This window comes from Nostoc sp., from assembly GCF_036919615.1.
Lineage (GTDB): Bacteria > Cyanobacteriota > Cyanobacteriia > Cyanobacteriales > Nostocaceae > Nostoc.
Genome location: NZ_JBALCN010000102.1, coordinates 205,990 through 221,278, shown reverse-complemented (window position 1 = coordinate 221,278; position 15,289 = coordinate 205,990). Strand labels below are relative to the sequence as shown.

The 15,289-nt window shown below is 41.7% G+C and carries 14 protein-coding genes and 2 pseudogenes; 7 read left to right on the top strand and 9 right to left on the bottom strand.

Annotated elements, in window-relative coordinates:
• Positions 1-103 precede the first annotated feature (103 nt).
• On the top strand, positions 104-244 hold the full coding sequence (locus V7K48_RS32600) for a hypothetical protein (protein ID WP_335079117.1): 141 nt from the start codon (positions 104-106) through the stop codon (positions 242-244).
• A 60-nt stretch (positions 245-304) separates the two neighbouring features.
• On the opposite strand, the gene V7K48_RS32595 is transcribed toward V7K48_RS32600, so the two are convergent.
• Positions 305-1,648, bottom strand: a complete 1,344-nt coding sequence (locus V7K48_RS32595) for a cytochrome P450 (RefSeq protein ID WP_335079115.1) — start codon at positions 1,646-1,648, stop codon at positions 305-307.
• A 26-nt stretch (positions 1,649-1,674) separates the two neighbouring features.
• Here V7K48_RS32595 and V7K48_RS32590 point away from each other — a divergent pair, with 26 nt between their 5' ends.
• Positions 1,675-1,812 carry a hypothetical protein gene (locus V7K48_RS32590; protein WP_335079113.1) on the top strand — a complete coding sequence of 46 codons (138 nt, stop codon included), beginning with the start codon at positions 1,675-1,677 and terminating at the stop codon, positions 1,810-1,812.
• 478 nt (positions 1,813-2,290) lie between these two features.
• On the opposite strand, the gene V7K48_RS32585 is transcribed toward V7K48_RS32590, so the two are convergent.
• Positions 2,291-3,232 carry a type I restriction endonuclease gene (locus tag V7K48_RS32585; RefSeq protein WP_335079110.1) on the bottom strand — a complete coding sequence of 314 codons (942 nt, stop codon included), beginning with the start codon at positions 3,230-3,232 and terminating at the stop codon, positions 2,291-2,293.
• Between the two features lie 84 nt (positions 3,233-3,316).
• Here V7K48_RS32585 and V7K48_RS32580 point away from each other — a divergent pair, with 84 nt between their 5' ends.
• Positions 3,317-3,568, top strand: a complete 252-nt coding sequence (locus tag V7K48_RS32580; RefSeq protein WP_335079108.1) for a hypothetical protein — start codon at positions 3,317-3,319, stop codon at positions 3,566-3,568.
• A 156-nt stretch (positions 3,569-3,724) separates the two neighbouring features.
• Here the strand turns inward: V7K48_RS32580 and nifN are convergent, their stop codons facing one another.
• The 5 genes and pseudogenes from nifN to V7K48_RS32555 form a co-directional block, all read right to left on the bottom strand.
• A complete protein-coding gene (gene nifN / locus V7K48_RS32575) occupies positions 3,725-5,035 on the bottom strand; it encodes a nitrogenase iron-molybdenum cofactor biosynthesis protein NifN (protein WP_335079106.1) in 1,311 nt (436 codons plus the stop codon).
• Positions 5,035-6,441 (bottom strand): nitrogenase iron-molybdenum cofactor biosynthesis protein NifE, encoded by a 1,407-nt coding sequence (gene nifE, locus V7K48_RS32570; RefSeq protein ID WP_335079104.1) that lies wholly within the window; start codon positions 6,439-6,441, stop codon positions 5,035-5,037. The genes nifN and nifE overlap by 1 nt, the downstream gene beginning before the upstream one ends.
• A 547-nt stretch (positions 6,442-6,988) precedes the next feature.
• Positions 6,989-7,957 carry a nitrogenase iron protein gene (gene nifH / locus V7K48_RS32565; RefSeq protein ID WP_335079102.1) on the bottom strand — a complete coding sequence of 323 codons (969 nt, stop codon included), beginning with the start codon at positions 7,955-7,957 and terminating at the stop codon, positions 6,989-6,991.
• Between the two features lie 626 nt (positions 7,958-8,583).
• Positions 8,584-9,756 carry a substrate-binding domain-containing protein gene (locus tag V7K48_RS32560; protein ID WP_335079100.1) on the bottom strand — a complete coding sequence of 391 codons (1,173 nt, stop codon included), beginning with the start codon at positions 9,754-9,756 and terminating at the stop codon, positions 8,584-8,586.
• Between the two features lie 585 nt (positions 9,757-10,341).
• A pseudogene (locus V7K48_RS32555) lies at positions 10,342-10,422 on the bottom strand (acireductone dioxygenase); the annotation flags it as partial.
• A 287-nt stretch (positions 10,423-10,709) separates the two neighbouring features.
• On the opposite strand from V7K48_RS32555, the gene V7K48_RS32550 reads away from it, so the two are divergent.
• Complete coding sequence (locus V7K48_RS32550; RefSeq protein ID WP_335079098.1) at positions 10,710-11,072, top strand: VOC family protein; 363 nt, start codon at positions 10,710-10,712, stop codon at positions 11,070-11,072.
• Between the two features lie 116 nt (positions 11,073-11,188).
• Here the strand turns inward: V7K48_RS32550 and V7K48_RS32545 are convergent, their stop codons facing one another.
• Together V7K48_RS32545 and murG are read right to left on the bottom strand one after the other, a co-directional pair.
• Entirely contained in the window at positions 11,189-12,532 is a 1,344-nt protein-coding gene (locus V7K48_RS32545; RefSeq protein WP_335079096.1) for a hypothetical protein, read from the bottom strand.
• 211 nt (positions 12,533-12,743) lie between these two features.
• Positions 12,744-13,817: an undecaprenyldiphospho-muramoylpentapeptide beta-N-acetylglucosaminyltransferase gene (gene murG / locus V7K48_RS32540; protein WP_335079094.1), complete on the bottom strand. Its 1,074-nt coding sequence runs from the start codon at positions 13,815-13,817 to the stop codon at positions 12,744-12,746.
• An 84-nt stretch (positions 13,818-13,901) separates the two neighbouring features.
• Here murG and V7K48_RS32535 point away from each other — a divergent pair, with 84 nt between their 5' ends.
• The 3 genes and pseudogenes from V7K48_RS32535 to V7K48_RS32525 all read left to right on the top strand — a co-directional run.
• Complete coding sequence (locus V7K48_RS32535; protein WP_335079092.1) at positions 13,902-14,741, top strand: nuclear transport factor 2 family protein; 840 nt, start codon at positions 13,902-13,904, stop codon at positions 14,739-14,741.
• Positions 14,742-14,878: 137 nt separating this feature from the next.
• The gene (locus V7K48_RS32530) at positions 14,879-15,127 is read left to right on the top strand and encodes a hypothetical protein (RefSeq protein ID WP_335079090.1); all 249 of its coding nucleotides are present in this window, start codon (positions 14,879-14,881) and stop codon (positions 15,125-15,127) included.
• Positions 15,117-15,278, top strand: a pseudogene (locus V7K48_RS32525) (retroviral-like aspartic protease); the annotation flags it as partial. The gene V7K48_RS32530 and the pseudogene V7K48_RS32525, both read left to right, overlap by 11 nt.
• Positions 15,279-15,289: the final 11 nt, after the last annotated feature.

The window sequence follows — 15,289 nt, the reverse complement described above, 5'->3', positions numbered from 1 at the left end:
AAAGCCTATTGCCTATTCTATAGTCCAACTTTGTGCTGTGTTGTTTAAACCGAGTTTTTTATGTATTATTTGAGCAATTTCTGGAAAACTCGATTCCCCATTTTTGAGAAAAAAGAATCAACCATCTGGTGCTTTTGTCAAAGCTAGTGGTCATGGGCTTTGTAATCGCAGTAGTACCAGAAAGCTTACGATTGAGATGCTTGGTGAAGGCGATCGCTTTACTTGCACTTCAAACAGAGGATAATTTATTTGCGATCGCTGTTAGTTTAACTTTTGCCAAAACAGCCAATAGACTTGCGCGTGTTTATCGTTTTCCAATCATCACCATCCGGACTCCCCCATCAGGAGCAAGGGTAAACCCACGTCGTTGCAGTTTAATAGATTTCTTTTCCACCAAGGCAAGTTGATAATTGGATAAAACTGTTGCCAAAACTAATTTCATTTCTAACTGAGCAAGGGCATATCCCAAACATCGCCGACTTCCACCACCAAAAGGAATGTATTCCCAAGGGGAATACTGCCGAACAAGAAAACGTTCCGGATTAAATTGTTGAGGATTAGGATACAAATCTTCCCGGTAATGCAGGAGGTAGATACTCGCCATTAAGGTTGTGTCAGGCTCAAGCTGATATCCTGCAATATTTATGGATGATTTGGTAATGCGGGGGAAAAGCGCTGGTAGAACTGGATACATCCGCAGTGTTTCTTGACAAACTGCGGTTAAATAAGGAAGTTGGGCAATTTCCATCGGGTTAGGATTTTCTCCCAAGCTGTCGAGTTCCTGCTGCAATTTTAAAAGCACATCTGAATTTTGATGAACTTGATAGAAAGCCCACGCTAGTGTTGTTGCAGTAGTTTCATGTCCAGCAAATAAAATTGTGAGCAATTCATCTTTTAATTCATCGTCGGTCATTGCTTGCCCATTTTCATCCCGTACTGCCATCATCAAGCTCAAAACATCACCCTGATTGTGATTGTTCTTTGTTCTTTTCTCTTCAATTTCTGCTTGAAGTAGCTCATAAATATAGCGTTGTCTGCGTTTCATCTGCCCCCAAAGAGTCCATCTTCCCCAATCTTGTTGTAAGAATGGAAAAAATAGCATACTGGAGCGTAAGGGAGAATCAGTCATATCCAGCCAAGCCGTCAGTAAAGGTTTAAGTTTTTGATAACGTTCGCCTTCAGTTAAGCCAAAGACAATTTGTAAAATCACCTCTAGGCTCACTTTCTGCATGGCAGCCCGAACCACAAAAGGTTGACCAATTTGCCATTGGCTGGCGATTTGCTCAGTAATTAAGCAGATTTGCCCTGCATAAGCTTGTAGCTTTTCTCCATGAAAAGGGGGCATTAATAATTTTCGTTCTCGTCGATGGCGGGCACCATCTATTAACATTAGAGAATTTCGCCCAATCACAGGCTCTGCAAGTTTATTCCCACGACCAACATCAAATTTAGAATCTTGACTGAAAATTTCTTGAATAGCTTGGGGATGGCTAAGAATTACATAAGAACCGAGTCCACCCAGCTGCATGGAAAAAATGTCTCCATACTTTTGACTATATTTTTGCTGAAATCCAATCGGATCGGCAATCCATTTTAAAAGTTGCCACCACGAAGGACTGGTAATACAATTCGGTAATTGACTAAGCATTATATTTCCCCTCTTCAGCTATTCCTGTGATTCCACTCCATAATCTCAAAGAAATACACCCACCTTCGCGCGATCGCATAGAAGTTACTTGCCAAGGTGGACTGAAAGCTGGATATCATGTATCTTTGACTAGTTTAGCTTATGGCACGTTTGTCAATAAGTAGTATGACTTAAAAAGCTCAAAAAAATTGGGATAAAACATAATTTTTGGGGAAGCGATCGCGCAATATCTATAGAGGTTGTTTGAAAAGTGTTTCGCTGTGACCTTAGGCACTTTTAGATCCCCCCTAACCCCCCTTAAAAAAGGGGGAACCGGAATCAAAGTCCCCCTTTTTAAGGGGGATTTAGAGGGATCTATAACTTTTGATACCGACAAGAGGACTTTTCAAACATCCTCTATACGCTTCATTCATGCTTAATTTCTTCTGAGTAACCTTTCAGTTCGTAAGAATCAATAAATTGACAAGTACATTTAACACATATGTAATGCAAGTTTACTTTTCTGTTTACTATTCTTGCAAATGTAAGTTGATGCACATCTTGGACATTGCATAACGATGTCTAAGACGGGCGTAGCTACGGTACTAATTCATATTTATATTCTACAACGCTGTTTTTCTGCTATCACTGATAACTCAGTACTTACCAGCCTTGATGCGAAGGTTTTTTGTGATCCTGTGTAGTACAAAAAGGTCGGCGAAGCAATTTTTTACTAATGTTGGTTCCGTTCTCCTCAAATACTATCAAGTGCAATACTTGCTCTAGGAAACGCCGTTTGTCAAAAATGCCTTGAATTAGCACCTCTAGTTCAGTTGCGCCCTTGGCAGGAAAGTCCTCACCATCAATCGTGCGCCAGGGTAAAAACTCCTGCCAGTCCGAGGTTAATGTCCCAACTCGGGCCCGATTTCCATAAGTGATAACTAAGAATGTATTATAAAAAAACAGCTTCGGTATTTGTTCAATATAGCTCTGAATTCGCTGATAACCTTCTTTGAAAGTCGCCTGTTCATCACTTGGCTGAATTGAAACAATAACTGCCAAGGGTAAACCGTTGATAAAGACAACTACATCAGGACAGTGAGTATAACTTCCTTCAACTACAGTCAACGGATGAATAGCTAGCCAATCATTCTTCAGTAGATTAAACGGATCAATAAGCCACACTTTGTCATGAACTATTTCTTCGTTATACAGGTATTCAACTTGCACACCATCAGTCAATAGCTTGTGAAAGCGGTGGTTATTTTCCAGCAAGTCGGAACTCTCTGTGCAAGTAAGCTGATGGATAGCTGCGGCGATCGCCTCATCAGGTTTTTTCGGGTTAATTTTTTGCAAAGCTTTATGGAAGCGATCGCGCAAAACCACCTCAGTATAATTGCTGCGCCTGATCTGATGCTTACCCAAAGCAATATCTGGCTCTAATAAAACTGTGTACCCAATGACCTCAAACCAAGTGAGCAAAGATGGTGTGTAGGCGTAGCTCGCCGCAGGCATCGCAGATTGTCTAAGGTCAAAACGGCAGCGAAGTTTTCTTGTAACACGGCTCGCTTTGGCAGTTGTTTTTTTTAGCTGTGCTGGATTCATCAACAGTAGAAGATTTAATTTGAGTCAATCAATTTTGGATTTTGGATTTCTGACATTTGGATTGACCCTGACCACTATCTTCTGGTGCGTCCGCTTTGCGAACGTAGCGAGACGTTGGCGTTAGCGTCTCACTACAGAAGTAGGGGTACGGGGCTTGAGGAAAATGGAATTGACGATCGCCTTAACAAGTCAAACACTCTCTACCAGACGCGGACTCGCTCTCCTCTTCGCTATCGAGCGGATGATTGGATTTGTTCCGCCCACGCTTGGACGGGGATGAACCAAAAAAATCTAAAATCTAAAATTGGCACGGTCAATGCAGAAGCTCACGCCTAGCTTGCTGACATTGGTTGGTATATTCACAGATAACGTATACGGCTTTTCAGTAACTATCAAAGCTAAAATTGCTCTGCAAGATTGTATCTTGTGCTACATATTACCAATATTATTGGTAATATTGTGATCAACAGTTAAAATTGGCTCTGTTCTGTATTAATGCTTGACCTTTGTTTCCTGCTCTAAAAACATGTTGCCAATATCAAATAAAAGTTGCTTAGTACCTTGATAGCCAACTTTGCTAAACTGACTATGATCTAAGCGGTCAAAAATGGGAATCCCTTGACGATAGAGAGGAATTTTTAAACGTTGAGCGATCGCAACTCCGTGAGAGTTAGTAATGAGTAAATCAGAGCCAACCGCCAGTTGCTCAAAGTCTTCCAAATCGCCGATAGTGATGCTCTTAATCGGAAGTTTTTCTAATAGAGGAAAGCGTGTTGTTGTCACCGCTGCGTGAATCTGAACTCCGAGCGATCGCATGAAAGAAACTGTTGACCAAAGTAAATCTGGTTCCAGCGCTAGAGAAACTCGCTTGCAACCAAAGTAAAAGTGATTCTCCAACATCACATGTTGTAACTGACGGCGTTGACGGCGATATTTCTCTGGTACGCTGACACCACTGATATCCGCCAATGCTTGCAGGAATTTATCTACTGCTGCTAGTCCCGTCAGTTCACCAAATACCTCGTAAGGTATATTGAATCTCTTATCCAAAATTTGCGCCCCAGCCCGCATACTCTCACCTAATGCCAAAGTGAATACAGAATTGCCAATTGAGCGCAACTGTGCCAAAGTAGTGCCATTAGCTGTGATGGCACTAGAGGAATCTTCTATATGACCATCTAGTGAGCCAGAAAGGTCAGGTACAACAATAGGTACAAGTCCAAAGGAAGTAACAATCTCTTTGATTTCCTGCACATCCCCTGATGTGAAGGCAGAACTCGCCAAAATAGTGATTTGTGTAGGACAAGCATCTTCCTTAGAGCTTTTTTGGGGGATTTCTCTGACTATACTCTCAACTGCACCAGCAAAACCATCTTGTAATGTACCTTTGAAATCTGGTGTAGAGACAAGTACAATTGGTAAATAATCTAATTCTGGGTGACGGTAGCGAATCTCCTTGACAAAGCGCCCCATGTCATCGCCTCTGGTTTCCACAAGTCCAGTGCTACAAAGACCAATAATTTCTGGTTTGGATCTGTGCACCAAAGTCAAGATTGCTTGTTCAACTCTTTCCTCACCACCCAAAATGGTTGCAACTTCTGTCATCGCTGTACTGGAAAGGGGAATCGTCTGACGCAAATGCTGTACTAATACTGTCTTAGTCAAAGCAGTACAGCCTTGAGAACCGTGTAATAAAGGCATCATTCCCTTTAACCCCAAAAAGGCTAAAACTGCACCCACAGTTTGGCTTTGCTTCAGGGGATTAACTGCAACTGATGTACTCGTAACGCTAATAATCGCCATCAAATGTCCTCCTCTAGAGAATTTCCTGCTTCCTCATCCTCTGACCACGGGGCTGGCTGGCATACTTGCTCCCACACAGGGTTGTAAAAAGCGGCATACAGTTCTTGTGCCACCTCTAAAATTCCTATATAGCCTGCATAGGGATGGTTACGTTCTTGATTAATATCCAGGAATGGAATCCTAGCTATGAGAGAGGCGTCTTGATGGCGTTTATCAGCAATTAACATATCAGCTTGATTTTCGTTAATTATCTGTAGGATTTCTTGAGGACTATTTTGTTCTAGAATTATGCCATCTTGACCCAGTAAACTTTTGACTCTAATTCTATCCTCCTCAGTATTATTCTTAGTACTAATAGCAACAACTTCCATCCCCAATTTATTAGCCACAAAAATAATCAACCAACTCTTAAAACTTCCAATAGAAAGGATAATGCGCTTACCTTGCAACTGGGTGATATAAAGAGCGAGTTTCTCTTCTAAAGCAGCAGTTTCTTCTGCAATTAGTTTTTCTGTACGTTCTTGCAAATCAGGATTACCCAATTTTGCAGCAATGTTCCTTAAGCACTGATTGATTTGCTCTATGCCATAAATAGACTCTTCAATATAGGGGATGCCATATTGTTTCTCCATGCTTTTTGCCATGTTGATTAGTGCTCTGGAGAAGAGGATCACGTTAAGCTTGGCACGATGGGCATAGCAAACTTCTTTGTAGACAGCATCGCCTGTAATTCTTGCCAAAACTCTGATACCTAATTTCTCCAATAATGGTAGAACGTTCCATATTGCACCTGCGATGTTATATTCTCCAATCAAGTTGATGTCATAGGGTGTACTAGTATCTGGTTCAGCTGTTCCAATAACATATAAAAGCATTGCTTCACCAGCAACACGGTTGCCCAAATTTTGGTTTCCAATGAATCCAGGGCAATGTACAGGGATAGTGGGTATTCCTGTTTTCTCGGTGGCATCTTTGCAAACTCCCTCTATATCATCCCCAATTAGGGCGGTGATGCAAGTCGAGTAAACAAATACCGCCGCAGGTTTGTAGCGTCTTTGTAATTCTAAAATGCCTTTGTACAGCTTTTTGGCTCCACCGAAGATGATATCGTTCTCATCGATATCACTGGTAAAGCGTATCTTGTACAGCATTGAACCAGAGGAGAGACTGCTGTAACTTCCATACATACTAGCAGCACAGCCACTTGGCCCGTGAACTACATGAGCAGCATCAGTGATTGGTACTAGGGTAATCATTGCACTATCAAAAGCGCAACTCCCTTGAGTAGTTCCAGGTTGGGGTAATTGTGTGGAAGACCTTTTTTTCTTTTGCATCTGTTGCTGATGAGTATCTTCGGAATTTGACTCACTGAATGAATCGTTGACTTTTCCTGGGGTGGGATTCATTTGTTTGGTGACAATAAGTAGAAGTTATTAGGTATTAACTGAATTCCCAAAGGCTTTTAGAGGATTTTTATTTATTTACTGTGTATCTAAACTGACTTTTCACGGGATGTGGAAAAGGTTATTTTGAGGGTTTCTCAAACCCTAACTTTTACGTTACCTATTTTCATTAACTTAGAGTTATTGAGAATTAGACTGTGGAAAAAGCCACGCTGTTTCGTGGTTTGAGGACTTACCGTGAAAAGTCAGGTATCTAAAGCATGAAAGGAAAAGGAATGAGAAAGAGAATTTCCCATCCCCTAAAACATCAACATCAACTAGGTTAGAGAAGGAGAAAACACAAACACAAACTAGACTATTAAAGTATTAATCTTGCCCTGTAAGTGTTAGTGTATTAGTGTTATGGCTGTGAAGAGAAAACACGCAGAAGTTAAGATTAGCTATTCTATTACCTCCATTTTAAAGGATTGGTGAGAGAGTGGGCGAGAATCGCCCACCTAATATTTACTTTGTCTTTAGCACCTGATTCTGAACAAGAATCTTACTTTTTTTAGCTACCAGAAACTATTTCTACGTTTCCTTTTTTCAGGGCTTCTAGTGCTTCACCTTCAGCATCTTCTAGCTTCTTCTCACCATCTGCTTGAGCGGTGGCGGCACCTACCAGTTTTGCAGCATTTTCTTCGCTTTCGAGAATACCAAATTCAATCAACAAATCTTCTAGCTCGTCCATCTCAATAGGTGTAGGAACAGCAAGATTTGTATTGTTGATAATCTTGTCCGCTAATGTCCGGTATTGATTAGCTTGATTGCTATCGGGTGCGTACTCGTTGACAGTCATCCGGCGCAATTCTGCGTGTTGCACGATGTTGTCGCGAGGAACAAAGTGAATCATCTGAGTACTCAATCTGGCCGCCAATGTGCTAATCAGTTCGTCTTCTCTATCAGTATTACGACTATTACAAATTAGACCACCTAAGCGCACACCGCCAGTATGGGCGTACTTGAGAACACCGCGAGAGATGTTATTAGCAGCAAACATCGCCATCATTTCACCGGAGGTAACGATGTAGATTTCTTGGGCCTTACCTTCACGAATTGGCATGGCAAAACCACCGCACACAACGTCGCCCAACACGTCGTAGGATACAAAATCTACATCTGAGTAAGCGCCGTTTTCTTCGAGGAAGTTGATGGCGGTGATGATACCGCGACCGGCGCAACCTACACCAGGTTCAGGACCACCAGATTCCACGCATTTGATATCTCGGAAACCATTGATAACTACTTCTTCAAGTTCGATATCTTCCACAGCACCTCGTTCAGCAGCGAGGTGCAACACGGTGGTTTGAGCTTTACAGTGCAAAATCAAACGGGTAGAGTCAGCTTTCGGGTCGCATCCCACAATCAAAATCCGCTTACCCACTTCTGCCATTGCAGCAAGGGTATTTTGGGAAGTGGTAGATTTACCAATACCACCTTTACCGTAAAAAGCAATCTGTCTAATTTTTTCGTCGGACATGATGATTAATCCTGTAATTGTTTGTTTGGTAGGTCTGTCGGTTTATGAGGCTTTGGCACTTTGTACCTATTGGAGGTACTCGCGCTGTCAACTTACAGCAGTGACCATGTGTAGAACGTCGTTGGAGGTGCTCGTTCTACAGCAAAAAGAGTCCGAATCCAGAACATATTCAAGTTTTGGTCAGTTTTCGTTGGCCATTAGTCATTATTTTTTTGACTAATGGCTAGAGCGATAAGAAATCACTCAAGGAATATTGCAAATATTACCAGACACTCACTCAAATGATTTCTCTGGCGGTAGTAATACTAATTGGAAAAAAGAAAGCAACAAATTCCAAGCTGGAAACCCAGATTAAATCCGAATTTCTTAATTACGTTAGCGAAGAGGAGAGTGAGTCAGCGTCCCTTGTGCGTCTCGTAGAGAGCGTCATTACGTACTTTACTTCTCCTGGAGGCGAGTATTAAGAATCACGAATTGGTATAACTCTATATCTTCTTTCTTCAGCATTATCAGTTGTTGTAATCTCCTGAAGGTTGCTCATACCTAAAGAGTGGTTGCAGCAGGAATTTAAATTTACGCAGAGTTATTCCTTTAACCACACAACCAACCAAGTATTGCAATCCACTCTAAACAGTCGCTACAACTTCCCCGATTTTGCTGATATCATAACCGCCGAGAATTTCAAATTGTGAGTGAACCAGCCGATGTCCCAAAGTACTAAGTAACTGCTGTACTGGTGCTTCTTCTAGATATTCCTTGAGAATCACTAAATCGTATCTTGATTGATGTAAAGGGATAAATCCCAGCCCAAAGGCGGTAGCTATAGATGCCGTACTGATACCTGCATCGGCAACTCCTAATCCTACAGCTTGGGCAACATCTTGGTGATTTTTGACAATATGGTCAAAGCCTTGGACAGTATGGAACGGTATCTGCTGCTCTTGCAGTGCTTGTTCCAAAAGCATACGACTACCGGAACCTATTTCGCGGTTGACAATAGTCGCTCTCCCTTGTACTAAGTCGCTAACTGTTCTGATTCCCCTTGGGTTACCAGACTTCACCAAAAGTCCCTCCTCCCAAACACCAAGGGTAATCAGAACTGCTTTCCTCCCAGCCAAAACATTTCGAACAAAGGGAGTATTATACTCACCAGTCTCAGGATCATACAAGTGCATCCCGGCGATGTGCGCTTCACCTCGGCATAGACTATGTAATGCAGCCATGCTGTTGGCGAAGTTAAATTGGACTCGCAGTTGGGGATGCCAACGTTCAGTTGCTCTCGCCCATAATGAAATCACAGGCGCACAGCCCGCAATCACAATTGTGTTATGAAGAGTATCCAGATTATCGTCTAGAAGCCGCACTTGAACTTTATCTGTACCTATCCGGCTCTTATTATCACTCTCTAGATACCTTCCGGGAACCCCCGCAACTGCTTCACCGTCAGCCGGAATCAAATCTTGGCGAAAAGCATCCTTGCCAATCAAGGGATAAGCTATCCATTGTCCTCCTACACGAGCCAGACTGACTCGTAGCGGCTGACCATCAGGAACAGGCTTGGCAAGAACGGCTTCAATTTCAGGTAAGTCCCGCTCTAACCAGAATAGATCCTCAACTTGACAACCAAGCGCTTTGGCCAAGCGAAGTGTTATAGCAACTGAGGGAGCATATTGTCCCGACTCTACACCACTAATAGTCTGACGAGTAACACTAGCGATATTAGCCAAATCTTGTTGGCTCATGCCTAAGCGAGTTCTAATCAACTTCAAGTTATTACGGAGGTCACTATCCTGCTTCATTGGCTTTGTCTGTTAGTTTCAAAAAGCCATAGCGGATTTAACTCTTATCTGCCAAGGCGAAAGTGTGGTCTTTGAGTTTATATTATTTCTCTTTGACGACATAACTGTACTTTCGCTGTCTTGATTCCCTATATAAAAATACTATCACATCAATTGCCAATTTGCTTGCGAAGCGCAAATTATTTTTGCTAGTGGTTGCTTTTTACCTGGTATTATGGATCAAAAGCCCAAATTCCAATAAACAGAGGATTTGTCTGGCAGGAAATTATTACCAATTAAATTGGTCATAAGTAGTATTTAATACAGTTTTACAAACTAGTTTTAGCTTTGATGCTTGATACTGGAGTTTAGACTAAGTAATGCAAAACTACCCAGCAGGGCTGAGTTAATTAGAGACTTAGTGAAAGTAATGATTAATTATTAGCTATTAGTCCATAATCAAGAGTCCAAACTCAAGTAGTTAGTCACATTCAGATATTTATACCTAACCTACTAGCGACAATTATATAGCAAAAAATACAGCTTAATTACTCAGTATAATTACGAGCAGCTTCAAGAGAACACGCCCAAACTGTCAGACCATGCTGCCTTCACCCGTCTTGCTGGGGTGAGATAAAACCAATGTTCGGTTCCGGCTGGGACGTTAATATATTCTTCTGGTTGTACGCAGGACTTACGCAGCGATGATTAGTCATTGCGTTGGCGTCAGCTTTTCCGTAGGGTACGAAACGCAGTGTAGTGTTCGCGGTAGCGTCTCCAAGAGTTGCAATCCCAATCTTGACGAGATTGCTTTGCTTTGCTCGCAATGACAAAAATACCTGACTTTGCCTAAGTCTTGGATAGGTTTACTCTCGTGTCAGCGCTGAAAAGATAAAATAGAAAGGAACATTGTTATCGACTCTGAATAGGAAGTTGATATGAATTACTACCAAAATTAGGAGGGGAGGTGTGACATGACAATTACCCTAAATCACACCATAGTGCCTGTGCATGACAAGGAAGCATCGGCGAGATTCTTTGCAAAAATTTTTGGTTTAGAGGTCGAGGTTCCCATTGGTCACTTCGCTGCTGTGCATATCAATGATGCATTAACACTCGACTTCGCCGACGCTGAAACGTTCGAGTCACATCATTATGCGTTCCATGTCAGTGATGAGGAATTTGATGCAATTTTTGCACGCGTCAAAAAGGTAGGTATTGAATATAGTAGCGACCCCATGCATCAGAATAAAGGACAAATTAACCATCGCAAGGAAGGTCGGGGCTTCTATTTCTATGACCCCAATGGTCATAATCTAGAACTGTTGACCAAATAATTACTAATTCATAATTCGTAATTCGTAATTTGTAATTAAGAGGATATAGGCCCCCACCGATTGCAATTACGAATTACTTTGAGCCGTGCAGAGATTTATGACATCAAGTCAATGCATTACTTCTTTACTAAAAAATATGCTGTAGCATACTCAGGCAATTGGCTGATATTCTGCCCAAATTCTTTTTTATTCTGAAAAATACCTGCTAAAAAATCGAGTTGATAAAGATTGGGTAAAAATGCTCCACCTGTATCGGCAATGACTCCCATTTGCAGATGTTTACGACCACCTTGAGTGTGCTCAATTACAATCACTTTACCTAAACCGATATTCAAAACATCTCCAGCAAAAGTGACTCCGGGTTTGATAGAAATTTTTGCATCTATTTTGTATCCATAGCCTTTAATAGCATCAACTTCTCTAAAATACCAATAACGCTTTTGTGCTGTTGCCTTCAATCCGCGAATATAAGACATTCCATTATTTCTATCTACATTAAAAAATGCCTTATAACCATCTGTAAAATTAATTAGTATTGTTCCTTCCATAATTGCTTCTTCTAAGCCATTTCTGGTCAGATAAGCGAGATTTGTAACTTTTCCAAACTCTCTACCACCTGGTTCATAAATACCCGACAAAACATCTTGCTTTGTATATCTAGTGTAAAACTTATCATTAGTAGAGTTTTCTTTTAAGCTATAAATTGGTGTATTAAAAGTAGAGGTTTTCTTGCGAGAACCAGAGTGAGTAAAGACAGCATATTTGGTAATTCGTAATTGTTTTTGCTGTTTATTATTTGGGTTATAGGCAGACCATTTAATGACTCGAAAATTGGTATTGATAAATTTAGGGTCTTGTAAACGAGTAGCTCGATTATTAGCAATATCCTCCTTTAAGACAGCAATCATGAAATCCAAAGTTTTGAGAACATCTGGCACAGTAACCCCTTGAGTGGCAAGCATTCCTGTACGGAGAATATCTGGGTCTTCTGAAGCGTAGTCTTGAAAATATTTTCTAGTATTAACAAGAACAGTTAATAAATCTCCTTGATTGAAATTAACCTTGCTACTTGGTAGTTTGACTGGAGTAACAATCTGGCTGCCATTAATGCTAAATTTATATTTTTTGAACTCATCGACAACTGGATAGGGTTTAGATGCTGCTAACAAATACTGCCGAGATGAAAAAACGTTTTGCTTGCCTATAATCTCATCAGATATTTGTTGAGCGGCAAAAGGATTTTTAAATTTTGAGGTGAGTGGATGAGCAGCTTGATTTGAGGTGAAGGAAATCTCTGGTTGAACTGGGGCAAAATTTTCTTGCTGAGAAAATGACTGATCTTGTTGATCTGGCTGTTTAGCTTTTGACTGAGTATATAGATGGCTACTAGCTAAACTAACAAGTAATAAGGCAGCACAACCTACTGTGAGGCGGAATTTTTGGTTAAATAAGATATTCATAACCTGGAGAATAAATTCCTATTGTCTCTTACTTTCTTCACTCCGTGACGCTGCACTTCGGCATGGTTCGACTACTTCGGCTCCTTTCGGCAACTCTTAGAGACGCTGCGTGTAGCTTCTCCGTAGGAGTACGCTCAAGGCAAGTCACTCAGTATAAGTGCGCTCAGTACAAGTCAGTGACCACGCGAACAATTTTGAATGCGTGAATTTTTTAAGTTTCTATCACCTCACGTACTAACTGCGCCAACTTTTCGGCACTATTGGGAACTGCGATCGCCTTTGCTTTTTCCCCCATCTTTGCTAACTCTTGCGGTGACTGCAATAAATTCAACACAATACTTTGCAATGCTTCAGTTGTCAACTCCGATTGCTTCAAGGTTAACGCCGCACCAGATGAAGTAAATACATCTGCATTATAAGATTGATGGTCTTCTGCGGCAAAGGGGTAAGGAATCAAAATTGCTGGTGTTCCACACACTGCTAATTCTGTCAAGCTACCAGCCCCAGAACGACTAATAGCTAAAGAAGCTCGTTGCAACAACGCTGCCATATTGTTGTAAAAAGGTAAGGCTATGTACTGTGGATGTTTGAGACTATCTGCTTCCTCGTCGCGATCGCCAGTTAAATGTACTATATATGCACCAGCATTAAACCAAGTGTTTGCAGATTCGCGCACCAACTTATTAATCGCAACTGCACCCTGGCTACCACCAAAGACGACAATTAAGGGAACACCATCAGGAATAGCTAAATCCAGTGGTGCATTAATTGCCCCATCAATAAATTGTGCTCTTACGGGAGTACCAACACAGACATTTTGGGCACGGGGTAAATACTTAGCAGCTACTTCAAATCCCAAGGCTACCACACTACACCAAGGGCCAAAAAAGCGAGTTACTTTACCTGGCAAGGCGTTAGATTCGTGGAATATCACGGGTAAATCGAGGGAACGCGCCGCAATGACCGCTGGGCCAGCAATATAACCCCCTGTGGTAAACACCCCTTGATAATTTCCCTGTTTGAGAATTCGTCTGACTTCTAGAATCGAAAGGGCGAGTTTACCGAAGATCCGAATCGAGGAGAGTCCAAACCCTTGCTGAAACCCTTCAACTGCAATAGTATTCAAAGGATACTGTTTGGGGACAAGTTCAGTTTCTAGCCGATTGGGTACTCCCAGCCATTCTATTTGATAATCTGGAAGTTTTTGTGCCAGTGCGATCGCTGGAAACAAATGTCCACCAGTCCCACTGGCAGCTATTAATAATCGTGTCGGTGCGTTTGCCATCAAACCTCTACCGTTTAGCGTCTAGCTTAACTAAGATAAAACAATTTCCTTACTTTCTCTAATCAAATCAGTAAACTCTTACCAATGACTAACATTATTACCGCCTTAGTGAGACGCCAACTCAGATTTCCAGCTAGCATCGGGTTGATTTCCTTCCTGCTAACCCTTGGTTTAACAAGTGGTTGGCAACGCACTCAAGCGACGACACCACAGCAATTAGTCCAAGCTGATACAGCCCAAAATGCACCAGCCGAACTGAAAAATCTGTTGACACAAGTTGATGCCGCCGCCAGCCGGGGCGATGTCAAAGGGGTATTGCGATTCTACAGCCCCAATTTTACTCATGGGGATGGATTAAACCTCCAAACCCTGGAAAAGTCTTTGATTTCACTTTGGCAACGATATCCCAAATTGCAATATAGTACGAAACTGCTATCTTCAAAACCTGAAGGCAATGCGATTATTGCCGAAACAGAAACGAAGATAACTGGCTTACCCTCCGGTAACAGTAATAATTTGGCTCTCAATGCCACGATTAAATCGCGTCAGCGGATTGCAGGCGGAAAAATTGTCCACCAAGAAATTTTGTCAGAACGCACTCAACTTACCTCTGGCAGCAAGCCACCCCAAATTGATCTTAAATTACCACAGCAGGTGCAAGTTGGTCAGAAGTATAATTTTGATGCGATCGTCCAAGAGCCACTTGGTGATGATTTTCTACTAGGAACGGCGCTAGAAGAATCTATCCAACCAGATAAACTTCTTAACCCCACACCCGTCGATTTGGAATTACTGACATCTGGCGGACTGTTTAAAGTAGCACAAGCACCATCTACCCCTGGTAGCCAATGGGTTTCTGCTGTTATCCTGCGGGGTAATGGGATGACGATGGTAACTCAGCGCCTGCAAGTGGTGAAGAAGTAGTTAGGAGTTAGGAGTTAGGAGTTAGTGCGCTACGCTACCGCTAGCGTACTAAAAATCTGGATAATGCGTTACCTTTTATCTATGATATTTCCGTGAGATCAGCTGGAGTTATATTAAAGCCTTTCACGAGTAGCAATATGTCTTTAAATGAACTGTTAGCTGCTGTCGATCAACTATCACACCAAGACAAGTTACGCCTCATCCATTTTCTGGTGCTAGCAGTAGCGAAGGAAGAGGGTTTTAATTTAGAGTCTACAGAGTCTACAAATATTAGAAATCCAGAAGATTTACTGCTCAAGGAACTGGCATCAACTGAAGCGGTTGTATGGTCTCCCTACGAGGCGTATGAAGCTGCCCAAACATTATCAAACCTTTACAGTTGCTGAATTTTCACCCGTCCTTCTCGTGTTTGCATGGACAGAATCAACAGAAGCTCCTTTAATTCTCGGACAGATGAATTTTTTTGCAGAGTTTGATGTATGCTTTTACCGCTTCGATTTAGCTTTTGAGTTACGTCCAAGAAAAAATAAATATTAATAGCTGAGAAA

Coding starts and splice junctions, on each gene's coding strand:
- V7K48_RS32595 (WP_335079115.1), bottom strand. CDS start 1,648: ATGCTTAGTCAATTACCGAATTGTATTACCAGTCCTTCGTGGTGGCAA.
- V7K48_RS32585 (WP_335079110.1), bottom strand. CDS start 3,232: ATGAATCCAGCACAGCTAAAAAAAACAACTGCCAAAGCGAGCCGTGTT.
- nifN (WP_335079106.1), bottom strand. CDS start 5,035: ATGGCGATTATTAGCGTTACGAGTACATCAGTTGCAGTTAATCCCCTG.
- nifE (WP_335079104.1), bottom strand. CDS start 6,441: ATGAATCCCACCCCAGGAAAAGTCAACGATTCATTCAGTGAGTCAAAT.
- nifH (WP_335079102.1), bottom strand. CDS start 7,957: ATGTCCGACGAAAAAATTAGACAGATTGCTTTTTACGGTAAAGGTGGT.
- V7K48_RS32560 (WP_335079100.1), bottom strand. CDS start 9,756: ATGAAGCAGGATAGTGACCTCCGTAATAACTTGAAGTTGATTAGAACT.
- V7K48_RS32550 (WP_335079098.1), top strand. CDS start 10,710: ATGACAATTACCCTAAATCACACCATAGTGCCTGTGCATGACAAGGAA.
- V7K48_RS32545 (WP_335079096.1), bottom strand. CDS start 12,532: ATGAATATCTTATTTAACCAAAAATTCCGCCTCACAGTAGGTTGTGCT.
- murG (WP_335079094.1), bottom strand. CDS start 13,817: ATGGCAAACGCACCGACACGATTATTAATAGCTGCCAGTGGGACTGGT.
- V7K48_RS32535 (WP_335079092.1), top strand. CDS start 13,902: ATGACTAACATTATTACCGCCTTAGTGAGACGCCAACTCAGATTTCCA.
- V7K48_RS32530 (WP_335079090.1), top strand. CDS start 14,879: ATGTCTTTAAATGAACTGTTAGCTGCTGTCGATCAACTATCACACCAA.